General features: G+C 55.0%; 15 protein-coding genes. 6 read left to right on the top strand and 9 right to left on the bottom strand.

Features of this window, described 5'->3' with window-relative positions; all coding sequences use genetic code 11:
• Window positions 1-84 precede the first annotated feature (84 nt).
• The 3 genes from ACTUHY_RS08280 to ACTUHY_RS08270 form a co-directional block, all read right to left on the bottom strand.
• Complete coding sequence (locus ACTUHY_RS08280) at window positions 85-1,512, bottom strand: sensor histidine kinase (RefSeq protein ID WP_442827355.1); 1,428 nt, start codon at window positions 1,510-1,512, stop codon at window positions 85-87.
• Entirely contained in the window at window positions 1,496-2,170 is a 675-nt protein-coding gene (locus ACTUHY_RS08275) for a response regulator transcription factor (RefSeq protein WP_278674594.1), read from the bottom strand. The genes ACTUHY_RS08280 and ACTUHY_RS08275 overlap by 17 nt, the downstream gene beginning before the upstream one ends.
• 544 nt (window positions 2,171-2,714) lie before the next feature.
• On the bottom strand, window positions 2,715-5,009 hold the full coding sequence (locus ACTUHY_RS08270) for a hydratase (protein ID WP_442827354.1): 2,295 nt from the start codon (window positions 5,007-5,009) through the stop codon (window positions 2,715-2,717).
• A 355-nt stretch (window positions 5,010-5,364) separates the two neighbouring features.
• Here ACTUHY_RS08270 and ACTUHY_RS08265 point away from each other — a divergent pair, with 355 nt between their 5' ends.
• Window positions 5,365-6,222 carry a LysR family transcriptional regulator gene (locus ACTUHY_RS08265; RefSeq protein ID WP_442827353.1) on the top strand — a complete coding sequence of 286 codons (858 nt, stop codon included), beginning with the start codon at window positions 5,365-5,367 and terminating at the stop codon, window positions 6,220-6,222.
• 355 nt (window positions 6,223-6,577) lie between these two features.
• Here ACTUHY_RS08265 and ACTUHY_RS08260 read toward each other — a convergent pair whose 3' ends face one another.
• Window positions 6,578-7,144, bottom strand: coding sequence for a flavin reductase family protein (locus ACTUHY_RS08260; protein WP_442827352.1), 567 nt, complete (start codon window positions 7,142-7,144; stop codon window positions 6,578-6,580).
• A 126-nt stretch (window positions 7,145-7,270) separates the two neighbouring features.
• Between ACTUHY_RS08260 and ACTUHY_RS08255 the strand changes: the two genes are divergently transcribed.
• Window positions 7,271-7,594, top strand: a complete 324-nt coding sequence (locus ACTUHY_RS08255; RefSeq protein ID WP_442827351.1) for a winged helix-turn-helix transcriptional regulator — start codon at window positions 7,271-7,273, stop codon at window positions 7,592-7,594.
• Window positions 7,595-7,716: 122 nt separating this feature from the next.
• Window positions 7,717-8,541, top strand: coding sequence for a type 1 glutamine amidotransferase domain-containing protein (locus ACTUHY_RS08250; protein ID WP_442827350.1), 825 nt, complete (start codon window positions 7,717-7,719; stop codon window positions 8,539-8,541).
• A 127-nt stretch (window positions 8,542-8,668) separates the two neighbouring features.
• Here the strand turns inward: ACTUHY_RS08250 and ACTUHY_RS08245 are convergent, their stop codons facing one another.
• The 5 genes from ACTUHY_RS08245 to ACTUHY_RS08225 form a co-directional block, all read right to left on the bottom strand.
• Complete coding sequence (locus ACTUHY_RS08245; protein WP_442827349.1) at window positions 8,669-9,163, bottom strand: DUF6803 family protein; 495 nt, start codon at window positions 9,161-9,163, stop codon at window positions 8,669-8,671.
• 130 nt (window positions 9,164-9,293) lie between these two features.
• Window positions 9,294-10,454, bottom strand: a complete 1,161-nt coding sequence (locus tag ACTUHY_RS08240; RefSeq protein ID WP_442827348.1) for a sensor histidine kinase — start codon at window positions 10,452-10,454, stop codon at window positions 9,294-9,296.
• Between the two features lie 4 nt (window positions 10,455-10,458).
• On the bottom strand, window positions 10,459-11,175 hold the full coding sequence (locus ACTUHY_RS08235) for a response regulator transcription factor (RefSeq protein WP_442827347.1): 717 nt from the start codon (window positions 11,173-11,175) through the stop codon (window positions 10,459-10,461).
• A gap of 72 nt (window positions 11,176-11,247) precedes the next feature.
• The gene (locus ACTUHY_RS08230) at window positions 11,248-11,538 is read right to left on the bottom strand and encodes a hypothetical protein (protein WP_442827346.1); all 291 of its coding nucleotides are present in this window, start codon (window positions 11,536-11,538) and stop codon (window positions 11,248-11,250) included.
• 158 nt (window positions 11,539-11,696) lie between these two features.
• Window positions 11,697-12,599: a metal ABC transporter substrate-binding protein gene (locus ACTUHY_RS08225; protein ID WP_442827345.1), complete on the bottom strand. Its 903-nt coding sequence runs from the start codon at window positions 12,597-12,599 to the stop codon at window positions 11,697-11,699.
• 217 nt (window positions 12,600-12,816) lie between these two features.
• Here ACTUHY_RS08225 and ACTUHY_RS08220 point away from each other — a divergent pair, with 217 nt between their 5' ends.
• The 3 genes from ACTUHY_RS08220 to ACTUHY_RS08210 are packed head-to-tail and all read left to right on the top strand — an operon-like array spanning window position 12,817 to window position 14,732.
• Window positions 12,817-13,491, top strand: coding sequence for a metal ABC transporter ATP-binding protein (locus tag ACTUHY_RS08220; protein ID WP_442827344.1), 675 nt, complete (start codon window positions 12,817-12,819; stop codon window positions 13,489-13,491).
• Window positions 13,484-14,302: a metal ABC transporter permease gene (locus tag ACTUHY_RS08215; protein WP_442827343.1), complete on the top strand. Its 819-nt coding sequence runs from the start codon at window positions 13,484-13,486 to the stop codon at window positions 14,300-14,302. The genes ACTUHY_RS08220 and ACTUHY_RS08215 overlap by 8 nt, the downstream gene beginning before the upstream one ends.
• Window positions 14,289-14,732, top strand: a complete 444-nt coding sequence (locus ACTUHY_RS08210) for a Fur family transcriptional regulator (protein WP_442827342.1) — start codon at window positions 14,289-14,291, stop codon at window positions 14,730-14,732. Before ACTUHY_RS08215 ends, ACTUHY_RS08210 begins: the two co-directional genes overlap by 14 nt.
• Window positions 14,733-14,849 lie beyond the last annotated feature (117 nt).

Raw genomic sequence — 14,849 nt, 5'->3', positions numbered from 1 at the left:
GACCCAGTATATAAGGGTAAAATGAAGCGGAAATGAAAGAACACGGGAGAGTTGTGTACTGTATTTCACAACTCTCCCGTGTTCTCATGATTTCCGGACAGCAGGGAGCTGCAGGAAGAAAGTACTGCCTTTTCCCACCTGGCTTTCGGCCCCTGCCTGGCCCTTCATCAGCTTGGCAGCTGCCGCCACAAAGGACAGCCCCAGCCCCAGGCCCATGTTCTGTTTCTTGTTCCGGGACGGATCCGCCTGGTACAAGCGGTTCCAGATCTTTTCCAGTTCTTCCGGAGGCAGTCCATTCCCATCGTCCGTTACGGACAGACGGACTCTGCCGTCCCGTTCTTCCAGGATCACGCCGATCCGGCTCCGGGTGAATTTCAGGGCATTGTCCAGATAATTGCTCAGGATCCGGGTCAGCAGCGCCTCCTCCCCCAGCACTTGGAGATCCGGCTGGGCGGAGGTTTTCCACTGGAAATTCCCTGCCTGGGGCAGTTTCTGGTAATCTTCCAAGGTTTCCTGGACCAGCCGGCTCAGGTCCACAGGGACCAGCTCCAAATGTTTCCGATTCCCCAGCCTAGACAGTTCCAGCAGCTGGTTGATCAGCTGGCTCATCCGCCGAGACTGTTGGAAGATGTGCCGGAATTCCTCCCGGGCTTCCTCCAGATCGGCCGTATAATCTTTGCCAAATTCGCTTTCCGCCATGATCACCGCCGTAGGAGTCCGCAGTTCATGGGATACATCGGATGTGAACCGTTTCTCCCGTTCCAGCAGCTCTTCGATCTGGCCCAGCATCCAGTTGAAGGTCCGTCCCATCTGGTGGATTTCATCCCGGCTGTCGTCCAAGGGGATCCGCTGGGACAGGTCCCCAGTTTCCCCAATGGCCCGGGCCGCTTCACTGATGGCCTGGACCGGAGCAAAGCTCCGTTTGATGATCCGGTAGCCTCCCAGGGTCACCAGTACCAGGAACAGGGGCAAAGCGATCAGGGCCCCCAGCAGCAGCACCCGGTAATGCCGGGAATACACCGTATCCGTCAGATACCCCCGGATGAACGGCCCCGGTCCCCGGAAGGTGCCGGACCGGATCTTCTGCTCATCCGGCCGCAGGGGCAGATCGAAATAATGGTATGGGACCCCATTGATGACCAGAGCCTGGGGACCCCGGCCGAACACCGGCTGCATCCCCCGAGGAGCCCCTTCCGGTTCTGTCCCTTCCAGGAGTTCTCCCCGATGGGTCTGGAGGGACAGGTACACATTGTCGTCAAAGGACCGGAACTTTCCTTTTTTTTCCTTGTACCGGTCTCCGGCTTTTTCCACCGCCTTGATCAGAGTCCGGCCGGCAGCCCGTTTTTCGTAATCCACCCCCACCTTTAGGATTACCCCGGTAAACAACACCAGGATGATGGACAGGAACAGGGTGTACCACAGGGTGACCCGAAGGGAGACCGGCAGATTCTTCAGCCGTTTCCATCCCCGCTGCAGCCGGCGACCCAGGGCTATCCTACACTTTAAGCACATAACCGGTCCCCCGTACTGTATGGAGCAGCTTCGGTTCAAAGTCTTTGTCGATTTTTTTCCGCAGGGTCTTGATGTAGACATCCACCATATTGGAATAGCCTTCGTAGGAAAAATCCCAGGCATGTTCCAGGATCTGTTCCCGGGAAAGCACCGTGCCCTGGTTCCGCAGGAGATAATCCAGCACGGAGAATTCTTTTGGGGTAAGGGAAATATCCTGCCCGCTCCGGGTCACCTGATGGGTCCGGGTATCCAGGGTCAGGTCCGCCAGAATCAGCTGTGTCCTTGCCGTCTGCTGGACATTGCTCCGCCGGAGCAGACTGCGGATCCGGGCCAGGAGCTCATCGAATTCAAAAGGTTTCACCAGATAGTCGTCCCCGCCGCTGTCCAGTCCGGTGACCTTATCCTGGGTACTGTCCAGAGCGGTCAGGAACAGGACCGGTACCCGGCCACCCTTTTCCCGGATTTTTTTCACCAAAGTCAGGCCATCCATTTCCGGCATCATGATATCCACGATCAGCAGATCGTATTCCGCCGCATCCAGGTAGTCCAGGGCCTCTTTCCCGTTAAAAGCGCAGTCCACCGAATAGGTTTCGATTTTCAGCCGTTTGGCGATGATCTTATTCAGCGTGGGTTCATCTTCCACCACCAGGATCTTCATGCAGCATCCCTCCCTACTTATATATTTTACAGGATAGCAGAGGAAAATGAAACGCCGGTGAAAAAGAGGAAAGAAACTATTTGCCTTTTAAATTAGTGTTAACTAATCTGTAATATTTTTGCTGTTATCCGCATTTTTCCTTGATTTTTTCAAAAATCAGCGTACAATATTCCATGGGGAAAGAAACAGGAGTGAAAATCCGAAAGAATTTTTCAAAAAAAGCTTGCATCCTTCCTGGATCTATGCTAGAATAATTCCTGTAAGTAAAGACTAACCGCATTGTCTTTATTTTTTTCAAGGCTAATGGTTAGGTTTTCCTAACCATTAGCCACTCCCCTTGCTGATTGTCATTGAGGACCTTTCTTCTGAAAGGTTTTCAGCTGATTGTCATACAGGGACCCCGGAATGTGTGCCCCGGCGGTTCCCCTCTCTCCTGGAGAAACCTTTACTCCTCCGGTTTCTCCAGCCCCCAACCTTTTTTATTGTCAACCTTCAAAACAAAACCAGCGGCAGAGAAGCGCAGCTCTGCCGCTGGTTTTGTTTTTCATTCCTTATTTCTGCTGCCTGCGTAGTAGTTGATCAGACAGCCTGCAGCCAGGATCTCTTTCTGGGAAGGTTCCACCGTACCCAGGTGCAGGACAATCTCTCCCACTTTCTTTCCGTCCCGGACAAGGAATCCTTTGTACTCGTCCGTTTCTCCCAGGAGGATTTTCCGGACATGGGGGACGTATACCAGGTCACCCACCGCCAGTTTCCGGGAATCGTCATAAGAAGCCAGGAAGGGCAGCATCCCCCAGTTCATCACATTGCTCCGGTACCGTTTGGTAGCATATTCCAGGGCAATGTTGGCGGCACCTCCCAGCACCCGCTGACAGGAAGCTGCCTGTTCCCGGGCGGAACCGTCACCGAGTTTATTGGCATAGACCACGGAGCCAAAGGAGGTATCCTTTGCCATCTCCTCCACCGTTTCCGGCAGCGCCAAGGCATGTTTCACTGCAAGATAGACTGCTTCCAGTTCTCCGCTGACCTTACCGTCCTGCCGGGCTTTTTCCAGAGTCCGCACCGCTTTGGCCCTTCCCACATATTCCGGTACCTTCCGGCTCAGGGCAAATTCACTGAGGGCATAGGGGTCGCTCCGATAGGAAGAAGTTTCCCCGGAAGGGATCAGTTCGTCGGTAGTGGTCACCGGATCATCGATGTAGGCAGCCACCTTCAGCAGCACGTTTTCATTGAGTTTTTCAATGGAAGGCCAGGGTTTGATGGAAGGACCATACACCAACTCTTCTTTTTTATCCGGCTGGCCAATCCCGTCGAAGACCTTGTGGTCATAGGGCAGGCTGTCGTAATGGTAGGCGGGCACGCTGTCGTCGTATTCCACTTCCGTGGCCGGGGTCAGCGCTCCATGGTTGGCCGCGGTGGCAGCCACGCTCCGGGCATCCATCAGGGCCACGGAAGCGATCTGTCCCTTGCCGGGCTTGCTCCCTTCCCGGTTGGGGAAGTTCCGGGTGGTGTGCCGGACACTGAAGCCCTTGTTGTTGGGGGTATCCCCGGCCCCGAAGCAGGGACCGCAGAACGCGGACCGGACCACGGCGCCGGCATCCATCAGGTCGGCCAGGGCCCCGTTGCGCATCAGTTCCATGTAGATGGGATGGCTGGAAGGATACACACTGAAGGCAAACCGTTCATTGCCGATGCTCTTGCCCTTCAGGATGTGGGCCGCCGCCACCAGGTTTTCGTACAGACCGCCGGAGCAGCCGGCGATCAGTCCCTGGTCGCAGTGCATCTTCCCGTCATAATATTTATCCGACAGACCCAGGGACAATTCCTTGTTGTCCAGCATGTCCACTGCCTGCTTTTCGATTTCTTCCAGCAAGTCCCGGCCGCCTTCGTTCAGCTCTTTGATGGTGTACACATGGCTGGGATGGAAGGGCATGGCAATCATGGATTCTACTTTGTCCAGGTCCACCACCACGGCTCCGTCGTAGTACGCCAGGTCGCCGGGTTCCATTTCCCGGTAAGCTTCCGGACGGCGGTGGAGTTCCAGGTAATCCTTCACGGTGGTGTCCGTGGACCAGATGGTGGTCAGGCAGGTGGTTTCCGTGGTCATCACGTCGATGCCATTCCGGAAGTCCATGGACAGCCCGGCAATGCCGGGGCCCATGAATTCCATCACCTTGTTCTTCACAAAGCCGTTTTTGAACACAGCTTTTTCAATGGCCAGGGCCACATCCTGAGGTCCCACCCCATGACGGGTTTTCCCTTTCAGATAGATGGCGATCACCTGGGGCCGCTGGACATCGTAGGTATGGCCCAGGAGCTGCTTCACCAGTTCCGGCCCCCCTTCCCCGATGGCCATGGTCCCGAAGGCCCCGTACCGGGTGTGGCTGTCGGAACCTAGGATCATCTTCCCGCCACCGGCCATTTTTTCTCGCATGTATTCATGGATGACTGCCATATGGGGCGGTACGTACTGGCCTCCGAACCGTTTCACCGCAGACAGCCCGAAAACGTGGTCGTCCTCGTTGATGGTGCCCCCTACGGCCGCCAGGCTGTTGTGGCAGTTGGTCAGGATGTAGGGAACGGGGAAATGGTCCAGGCCGCTGGCAATGGCCGTCTGGATGATCCCCACATAGGTAATGTCGTGACTGGTCAAGGCATCGAATTTCAGATGGAGATCCTCCATCCCCTCTCCCTGCTGATGGGCTTCCAGCACTTGATAGGCCAGGGTCTTCCGGGTCCCCTCCGCTTTGTCAGCCTTGATTCCCTGGGCGGCCAGTCCTGCCTCCGTCAGCAGCTGTCCGTCCTTGTAAAAAACGCCCTCATGGATCAGTTCTACCATAATTGTTCATGCCTCCTGCTTCTCTCAGATCAGATGGTTCTTTTCTGCACGGCTTTATCATAGGATTCCTCGTGAAATAATACAAATACGTGTTTTTTTGTATCTGTCATCAAATTTTTCTATGGATCATGCCGTTGGATCCACCCCGGACAGAAAAAAGGACGGCATTCCTATCCGCCGTCCTTTTCCCTTGCTGGTTTCCTAAGAGATGGACCTTTCCCCACAAGGGGCTGCCCGAGATCCGTTCTCTGCTTTTCAGTGTACCGTTTCTTCCCGCAAAAAACAAATAGGTTTTTTTGGGGTTTTGCGATAAAATAAATCTATCTTTCATCACCCATCCTGTAAGGAGGTTCCCATGGACAATAAAGACATCCTGCTGCTGAAGACCCTGTACGAAGAAAAGAACATCACCCACACTGCCAAACGGCTGTTCCTTTCCCAGCCCGCTCTCACCGACCGGCTGAAACGGCTGGAGGCAGAATTCGGCTGTACCCTATTCCTCCGTCAGCCCCGGGGCATCCAGTTCACCTCTGAAGGGGAAATGCTCTACCGATTCTTCCTCCAGATGGAGTCCTCCTACCAGAAGATCCGGGACAGTCTGTCCGACGCCCGGATCCATCCGGCAGGGACCCTTTCCATCGCCTGTTCCAATGTGTTTGCCAAATACCACATGCCCCGGATCCTGACCCAGTTCCGAAAGATCTATCCCCGGATCGAGATCCACATGAACAGCGGATTCAGCCATGACCGCTACCGGGAGTTCTTGGAAGGAAAGTACCATATCTGCATTGTCCGGGGAGACCACAACTGGAATGAGGAAAAACGGCTCCTGTGGCAAGATCCCCTCTGCGCCTTCAGCCGGGAGTCCCTCAACATGGATCTGCTGCCCAGCTATCCCTACATCCACTATGTGACCGATCCCCTGCTCCAGAACGTGCTGGATGACTGGTGGTACGCCCATTACAAGAAGCCACCTTTTACGATCATCGAAACCGATGCCATGGACACCTGCCTGAAGATGGTCCAGGAAGGCCTGGGCTTCACCCTGCTCTCCCGGAGCTGCGGCCAGGACACCCCCCGGATCACCCCTACCGTGCTCACCACCCCGGAAGGGAAGCCCCTTTTACGGGAGACCTGGATGTACTACCGTCACAATTACCGCCTCCTGACCAGTGTCCGGGCCTTTGTGGAGTTTATGGAGGAGAAGTATTAAGGGGGTGTTGCATGAGCAACAGCCTCTTTTTGAGGTCTCGGGTCTCGAGTCGTGAGTCTCGAGACGTTGGATAGAACCTGTCCCCATGGCCAGGTTCTTTTGAAGGTGTAGAAGCAGTATCGTGCTGGATATAGAAACGAATATCTTATCGTTAGCAGATTAGGGTTTGTACATTTAAAAAATTTGCTTGCAAATTTCTCATTCGACTCGAGACTCGAGACCCGAGACCGAGCCGCTATGCGGCTTATGAGACCGGGGGTGTTGCACGTAACGTGCAACACCCCCGGTCACTGGTCTCTGGACGAAGGTAGGCAAACGTGGCTGGCGTTTGCCTTGGAACAGAAACGATACAACTCTACCGCCGGACCTGGAATTCCCGTCCGATCTGCCAGCACCGGCCGGCCACATCCCCGGTTTCCAGATAGAGGGCATTGCGGAATTCGAACAGGATGGGCCGCATTTTGGCATAATCCGGCTTGTCCCGTTCATTCAGATACCGTTCCTCCACATAAGTATGGACCGGTTCCAGGATATAATTGTTGAACTGTCCCACCTCCACTTTCCGGATGACTCGGCAGGTCATCACCAGCGGGGCATTGTCCGGTATGGGCGCCCCTTCCACCTCATCGAAATGATGGGGAAACACCTGGGACTTGTCTTCCTGAGCACCTTTGTGCAGGCCGCAGTAATCGGCCGCTGCCAGGATGTCCCGGTTCACCAGGCTGACGGATACCGTCCCGTTGGTTTCAATTCCCCGGACGGAAAATTCGTGGGCCTTATCCACACTGATCAGGAACCGGGTATGCTCCACCACGCCCACATGGGCCACCGGCAGCCAGTTCACCCGGCCTTCCGCCACAGTTCCCACGATGGTCAGCGGAGTGGGATACAGCCCCATGACCGCACCGATATCTTTTTGCATATGAATTTCCTCCTGTTTTCTTGTATTTTGGGATTGACTGTGCTAATATTATCCCCGATCTATCTAAATCACAAGAATGCACTTTTTTGTATGATACTATCTTTTTAGAAACTATAAGGAGGCCCCATGAACGAAAAGAAATACAACTGTCCGGTGGAAGCGGCCCTGAGCCAGCTGGGCGGAAAATACAAAGCCATCATCCTGTACTACCTGATGACGGAATCCGTGCTCCGTTTCAGCCAGCTCCAGCGCCACATCCCCCGGGCCACCGCCAAGATGCTTACCCAGCAGCTGCGGGAACTGGAAGGAGATGGACTGATCCACCGCACCGTCTACCCAGTGGTCCCGCCCAAAACCGAATATACTCTCACAGACCGGGGAGAATCTCTCCGCCCCATCATTATGGCCATCTGCAGTTGGGGCCGGGAGTACATGGCCGGCACTTTTTAACAGAGAGTTCCTTTTTGGGTACTTAGGGACCAAAAAGTGCGTACTTCCCAAAAGAGCCCCTATTTTCTAAAATATAGACAACATGAAAAACAGGAGCTGATACCATGAAGCGTTTTTTCAGAATGATACTGACTGCCATGCTGGTTCTGCCCTTGGGTGCACTGTCCGCCCAGGCAGCCCCGGTCAAAGGCCGGATCCTGGTGATTGCCTCCAGTGAGGGAACCCTAGAGCTGGCCGACCACACCCGGATGTCCACCGGGTTCTTCCTGAACGAGCTGGCCGTCCCCACAGAATACCTGGCCCAAAAAGGCTGGGAAATCGTCCTGGCCACCCCGGAAGGGAAGGATCCCATCATGGACCAGGGATCCAATGACAAAAAATTCTTCCAGGGCAAAGAAACTGAACGCGCCCGGGCGGAAGCCTTCGTCAACGGCCTGAAGCCCATTTCCTTCCAGCAGGCCATCCAGGGCGGATTGGACCGGTATGATGCCCTGTTTATTCCCGGAGGCCATGCACCTATGGGCAGCCTGATGGAAAATCAGGAGCTGGGGACCATCCTGAAGGATTTCCACACCAAAGAGAAGCCCACCGCCATGATCTGCCACGGGCCGGCTGCCGCCCTGGCAGCCCTGCCGGATCCCGCCGGCTACCGGAAAGCCCTGGTAGACCAGGACGTAAAAAGTGTCCTTACCCTGGGCAAGGGGTGGATCTACGAAGGCTATGCCATGACCGCCCTTTCTGATGCGGAAGAATGGCCCGGCGAAGTGGCCAAAGGGACGGAAATGCCCTTCCATCTGGAACAGGCTCTCCAGCTGGCCGGAGGAAAAATCCAGGTCCAGGGCATGAATCAGAGCCATGTGGTCAAAGATCGGGAACTGATTACCGGCCAGAATCCGGCCTCCGATCTGGAACTGGCCAAAACACTGGAGAAAGCGTTGAAGAAATGAAAAATGGGGCTGTTGCATGTGTGAAAATCACACACTTGCAACAGCCCCTTGGTCACTGGTCACATGTGACAGAGCAGCTATGCTGCTCCCTGACAGAAAAGAGCAGCATTCTGCGCTGCCTCTTTTCTTACATATGTCCCATCTGGTGCATCTGCGCCGGCATGGGCTGCCAGCCGGTGATGGTGGGATCCACCATGCCGAATACCATGGCCACATGGCTGACCACCAGGAACCCGATCAAAAGGCCGAAATGCCGCAGGGTCCGCTGCTGTTCCGTCATGTGCTTCCCGGTGACCCCCAGTTCCATCAGGGCAATGGCTCCCAAGGGAACGATTCCCAGTAGATAGGCAACGATGGCCAGCTGGTCCGCCCAGCCCTTCCAGTGGATCCCGGGCACCACGTTCACCAGGAGATACAGCACTACCAGGGCGAAATACACCCCAGCGGCAATCCCAAGCCGGTGGTTCCAGGCCTTCCAGCCAGCCGCTTTGCCGTTGTAATAAGTGGTATAGAATTCTGTAGCCACCAGGGATTCTGCCAGCACCACCGGGATCACCATAAAGAGGATCAGGTTCCAGGGCTGGTTGGCCGCCAAAAGATCCATATAATTTGTCATAACCATTGCACATCGCTCCTTCGTTGGGTTTGTTTTATTTCATAGCATTATTATAGGTATACAATATGCAGATGGTGGGAAGGGAATGTGAAGAAAATATGAAGGGGTGTTGCACAGAACGTGCAACACCCCCTCCTTACACTTCCACCACAAACTCCGCCCCGCCCTGGGGCCGGTTCCTGGCTTCTATATGCCCTCCCTGGGCTTCCACGAAGCTTTTGGCCAGAGACAGACCGATGCCGCTGCCCCCGGAGGCCCGGTTCCGGGATTTATCCCCCCGGTAGAACTGTTCGAACACATGGGGAAGATCTTCCGGCGGGATCCCCGGTCCCTCATCGGCAATGGTCAGACGCACCTTTTCGCCTGTCGCTTCCATTTTCAGCAGGATGGCCGTCCCCGGGGTGGTGTACCGGATGGCGTTGATAATCAGGTTGTACAGGACCTGGTTCATCCGGTCTGGATCCAGCTGCCGTACCGGCAGATCCGGAGCAATTTCCTTCACAAAATGGAGTTTCTTTTCCTCCAGCAGAGGTTCCAGCAGTTCTGCCGCCCGTTCCGTTTTTTCCCTCAGATCCACTGGCTGGAGATGGAGTTCCAGCTGGTGGACCTGGGCCAGGGACAGATCCCGGAGATCCCCCACCAGCCGGGTCAGCCGCATCACTTCTTCCTGCATGGAAAACAGTTTATCCGGCTCCGGCTGTTCCACCCCGTCCAGCATGCTCTCCAGATGGCCCTGGAGTACCGCCAGCGGCGTCTTCAGCTCGTGGGCGATATTGGCCAGCAGTTCCTGCCGGGTGCTTTCGTTGGCAGCCAGTTCCGCAGACATCTGGTTGAATACGGAAGCCAGCTGTCCCACTTCATCCCGGGTTTCCACCGGCACTTCCTGCTTCAGTTCCCCCTGACGGATCTTTTCCGCTGCCTGGGACAGCTGCCGCAGGGGACGGGTGATGTTCCCGGACAGGAAAAAACTCACCACCAGCCCGATTCCAGCAAACAGAAAACCGATCCACCACAGGGATTTGTGATAGGATTCCACAAACGTCCGTTCCGCCACTCCCAGCATCATCCGACGGCGCATGCCACCCATCCCCATACCACCGCCCATCATGCCCCTGCCCAGTCCCTGTCCGCAGTTTTCTCCCCCGTGCTGTCCGGCCAGGGCGGAGGGATCCTGGAGATACTGAAAAAAATGGGTCTCCATCTGCTGGTTGCAGATGGCAATGACGATCAGGGCGCAGATCAGGATCAACAGAAAGGTGCTGATCATCATCTTGTTCCGCACACTGTGAAAATGCATGCTTTTATCCTCCGAATTTGTAACCGATGCCATACACCGTCAGGATGTACCGGGGACTTTTGGAATCCGGCTCGATTTTCTTCCGCAGATTCCGGATGTGGGCATCGATGGTCCGTTCATAACCGTCAAAAGCAAATCCATGGCTGTTTTCCATTAATTGTAGCCGGTTGTATACATGGCCAGGGCTTTTCATAAGGACTTCCAGCAGACTGAATTCGATGGGAGTCAGCTCGATGGGTTTCCAGGACCCTCCTTCTTCCTGACGCAGCAGCAGATGCCGATCCAGATCCAGCTCCAGATCCCCGGCCCGGATCACGGTTTCCGGTTTGTCCTCTTTCTGCTGGCCATAGGCCCCATAAGTCCGCCGGAGCAGAGCCCGTACCCGGGCCACCAGTTCCCGCATGCTGAAAGGCTTGGTCACATAATCATCTGCTCCCAGCTCCAGCCCCATGAGCCGGTCGAATTCCGCATCCCGGGCGGTAAGCATGATAATGGGCACCGTACTTTCCTGCCGAATGGTCCGGCACACATCCCGGCCGTCGATTTTGGGCAGCATCAGATCCAACACCAGCATCTGAGGCTGCTTCTTCCGAAAGACCCGCAGAGCTTCTTCTCCGTCCCGGGCGGTCAGTACCGCAAATTGTTCATTTTGGAAATAGTTGACCAGAAGATCCAGCAGCTTGGGATCATCGTCCACCAACAATACAGAGTAGTTGTCCATAAGCGCCTCCTTGCTGGGAACATTATATAAGAAGGGGGTGTTGCTGTGCAACACCCCCTTCTTTGTCAGTGGTCAACTCTGCTGACCCTGACTCTGTCCCTGGCCATTATCTCCCCAGCAGGGGGGCTGTTGGCCCTGGTTCCAGCAGCCTCCCCGACCCCGGCGTCCGCCTCTCCAGTGCCGTCCGTTCTGGTTGTAATAAGGACATCCAACCTGGTCGTCCAAGGCTTGTACAACCGGTTGATTTTCTGTCACTGCTTCCGCTGCATGAACCGGCGTCACAGAAAACAGCCGAGGTCCTGCCACGCTGCCGACTGCAAAGAACGCCGCTGCCACTGCCAAAGTCTTGAATTTTGCTGTCATGATGGATCATCCTTTCTTCCTTGTCCAGAGGGTTTTGTTTCTTCTTTGTCTTTATTATACCGGTTCCTCATGCACAAGTTGTTGGGAAAATATGAAGAAAATGTGAAGGGTGTGTTGCATGTTATGTGCAACACACCGGTCTCGAGACCCGAGACCCCCTACTTCAAACTTTCATAAATCCGCACCAGATTCTCTTCCATCTGCTGCAGATAGTCCCCTTCTCCTTCTCCCCCTTCCAGGGTGTGGATGGGCACCACTTTCGCCCCCACTTCCCGGGCCAGGGCCTGGCTGGTCTTGGGGCTGACCGCTGCTTCCGTAAAGATGGTGTTCACTTGGTGTTCCCGGCAGTATTCTACCAGTTTCGCCAGCTGCCGGGCATTGGGTTCCCCGGAAGCAAAGACTCCCTCTACGCTGTTCTGTTCCAGACCGAAATCTCGGCACAAATAAGCAAAAGCTGCATGGCCAGTGACAAAGTCTTTCCGAGGGACCGACTGGAATTTTTCTTTGTAGGTTTCCTCTAGCTGCCGCAGCCGTCCGATGAATTTCTCTCCATTGGACTGGTAATAGGCTGCATTGTCCGGATCCGCCTGGGACAGCCCCCGGACAATGGCCGCAACTTCCACCTGGGCGCAGACCGGGCTCAGCCAGGCATGGGGATCGTACTGGCCATGCTCCCGGATTTCTTCCTGATCTTCATTGGCAATGGGAGCTACATCCCGGGCTGCCAAGACTTGGACCAAGTCCTGGTTTGCCGCAGCTTTCACCATTTCTTCGGCCCAGGGTTCCATCCCCAAGCCCTGGAGCACCAGCACCCGGGCCCGGCTCAGGTCCTTCATGCTCCGGGTGGTGGGCTGGAATTCATGAGGTTCCGTCCCTTCCGGGATCAGGGTGGTCACCGAAACTTTATCCCCTCCGATGGCTTCAGTCATTTCCTTCATGGCATAGAAGCTGGCCACCACCGGTAGTTTACCCTCTGCCGTTTTGACCGGAGCCGGTTTTCTACTGCATCCGGCCAAAAGGACCAAAATCCCCGCCATCAGCAAAAATAAAATCCGTTTCATCGATTGTTTCCTTTCGTTTAGAGATTTCCATAGTGTGCAAATTTTTTTCTTCAGCCCGAGACGCGAGATGTGAGACGCGAGACCCCGGGCTGCACAGCAGCCCGAAATTGCAAACCATTTGCATTTTTGCGTGAGATATCATATCATATAGAATATGTTTCGTCAATAAACGCAAACTATTTGCATTTGCATCATTTATACAGAAAGAGGTCATACCATGCTTCAGATTTCTCATCTGTCCTTTGCCTACGAGCAGGAGCCCTACCTTCTCCATGACTTGTCCATGGATATCCAGGACGGAGACTATGTGGCCATCGTGGGTGAAAACGGCAGCGGCAAAAGCACCCTGGTGAAGCTGATCCTGGGGCTCCTTTCCCCCAGCAGCGGCACCATCCGCAGCACCTTCCGCCGGCCGGCCTACGTGCCCCAGCCCACGAATATGGTCAACAAACAATTCCCCATCACCGTCCGGGAAGTCCTGGATTATACTCGGCAGGTCCTGGGGATCAAAGACCGGAACGCAGTGGACCGGGCCCTAGACCGGATGCACGTCACATCCCTCCAAGGCCATCTGATCGGAGCCCTTTCCGGAGGCCAGTACCAAAAAGTGATGATTGCCAAAGCCCTCCTGGGAAAACCGGACCTGATGATCTTCGATGAACCTTCCACTGGTATGGACCTGAAAAGCCAGGACGACCTGTATCCGCTGATCCACCATCTCAATGAAGAACGAGGGATCACCGTCATCACCGTAGAGCACAACCTCCGGTATGCGGCCCACAACGCGTCCAGTTTCTTCCATGTGGTCCGGGGCCAGGGCCATTTCTGCACCCCCCACGAATACATCCAGGAATACCTGGCAGAAAATGGAGGTGACTGCGCCCATGTTTGATTATGCCTTCATGCGGAACGCCTTCCTGATCTCTTTGTTGATTTCCCTAATCTGCCCCCTGATCGGCACCTTCCTGGTTCTCCGCCGTTATTCCATGATCGGGGATGCTCTGAGCCATGCGTCCCTGGCCGGAGTGGCCACCGGTCTCTTGTTCCATGCCAACCCTATCATCAGTGCCTTCTGCCTGACTTCCTTTTTCGGTCTGCTGATCGAAGTGCTCCGAGAGAAATTCCGCCGATATGCGGAACTGACCCTGGTCATCGTCCTTTCCCTATCCGTGGGGATCGCCATCACCATCATCAGCTCCGGTTTGGTCCATGCCAATGTGGACTCTTTCTTGTTCGGCAGCATCCTGACGGTCAGTCAAGGTGAAGTGACCATCGTGGCCATCCTGACAGTGGTTTCCCTGCTGACCATTTTCGGTCTTTTCCCTCAACTGGTCCTGCTGTCCTTCGATGAAGACGGAGCCCGGATCCTGGGGGTGAAAGCCCGGGCAATCAACTACATCTTTTCCATCCTGGTGGCCGCCACCATCTCCGTTTCCCTCCGGATCGTGGGCATCTTGGTAATCAGTTCCCTGATTGCGTTGCCGGTGGCCACAGCTCTCCAACTCCGACAGGGGTTCAAGAAGACCATGGCTTTGGCCGTCTTCTTCAGTTTCCTCGACGTCATGGCCGGGCTCTTCGCTTCCTATTATGTCGGCGCCGCTCCAGGAGGGATCACGGCCATTGTCTCGGTCCTGCTGCTCCTCCTGGTGATCTTCTTCCAATCCTGCTGCCAGAAACGGGAGGCCCACCATGCCCAAAACTGAAACGCCTCTGGATGCAGAACATCTGATCCGGCAAAGCGGCCTGAAATGCACCCGTTCCCGTCTCCAGGTCTTGGACATGCTCCTGTGCCAGCGGGAAGTGCTCAGTGCCGATGAAATCTATGAAAAATTGCTCCAGACCGGGGCCCGCCTGAATTTCTCCACAGTATACCGGATCCTGGAAACTTTCACAGAAAAGAAACTCACAGAAAAAGTCCTGCTGCCCCAGAGCCGGAAATACGGCTTCCTGCTGTACACCCTCAGCCATACCCATCACCTGATCTGCCTGGGCTGCCACAAAGTGGTGAACATCGACGGCTGCCCCCTCCACGGTTTCGAAGAAGACCTGGCCCAAAAGACCCATTTCGAGATTGTGGGCCATTATCTGGAACTGTACGGATATTGTGAAGAGTGCAGGAAAAAGGGGCTGTGAAATAATAGCTCCATGAAAACGAAAGGGACTTTCGATTCTTGTGAATCGAAAGTCCTTTTTCGTGTTAGAATTTAACTGCTATGAAAAACCTAACTGTGTATTATGGTACTCCCAAAC

It is taken from the genome of Acidaminococcus nyctereutis, from assembly GCF_052216985.1.
Classification (GTDB): Bacteria; Bacillota; Negativicutes; order Acidaminococcales; family Acidaminococcaceae; genus Acidaminococcus; species Acidaminococcus fermentans_A.
The sequence above is the reverse complement of the archived record's forward strand: the minus strand, read 5'-3'. Positions and strand labels throughout refer to the sequence as shown.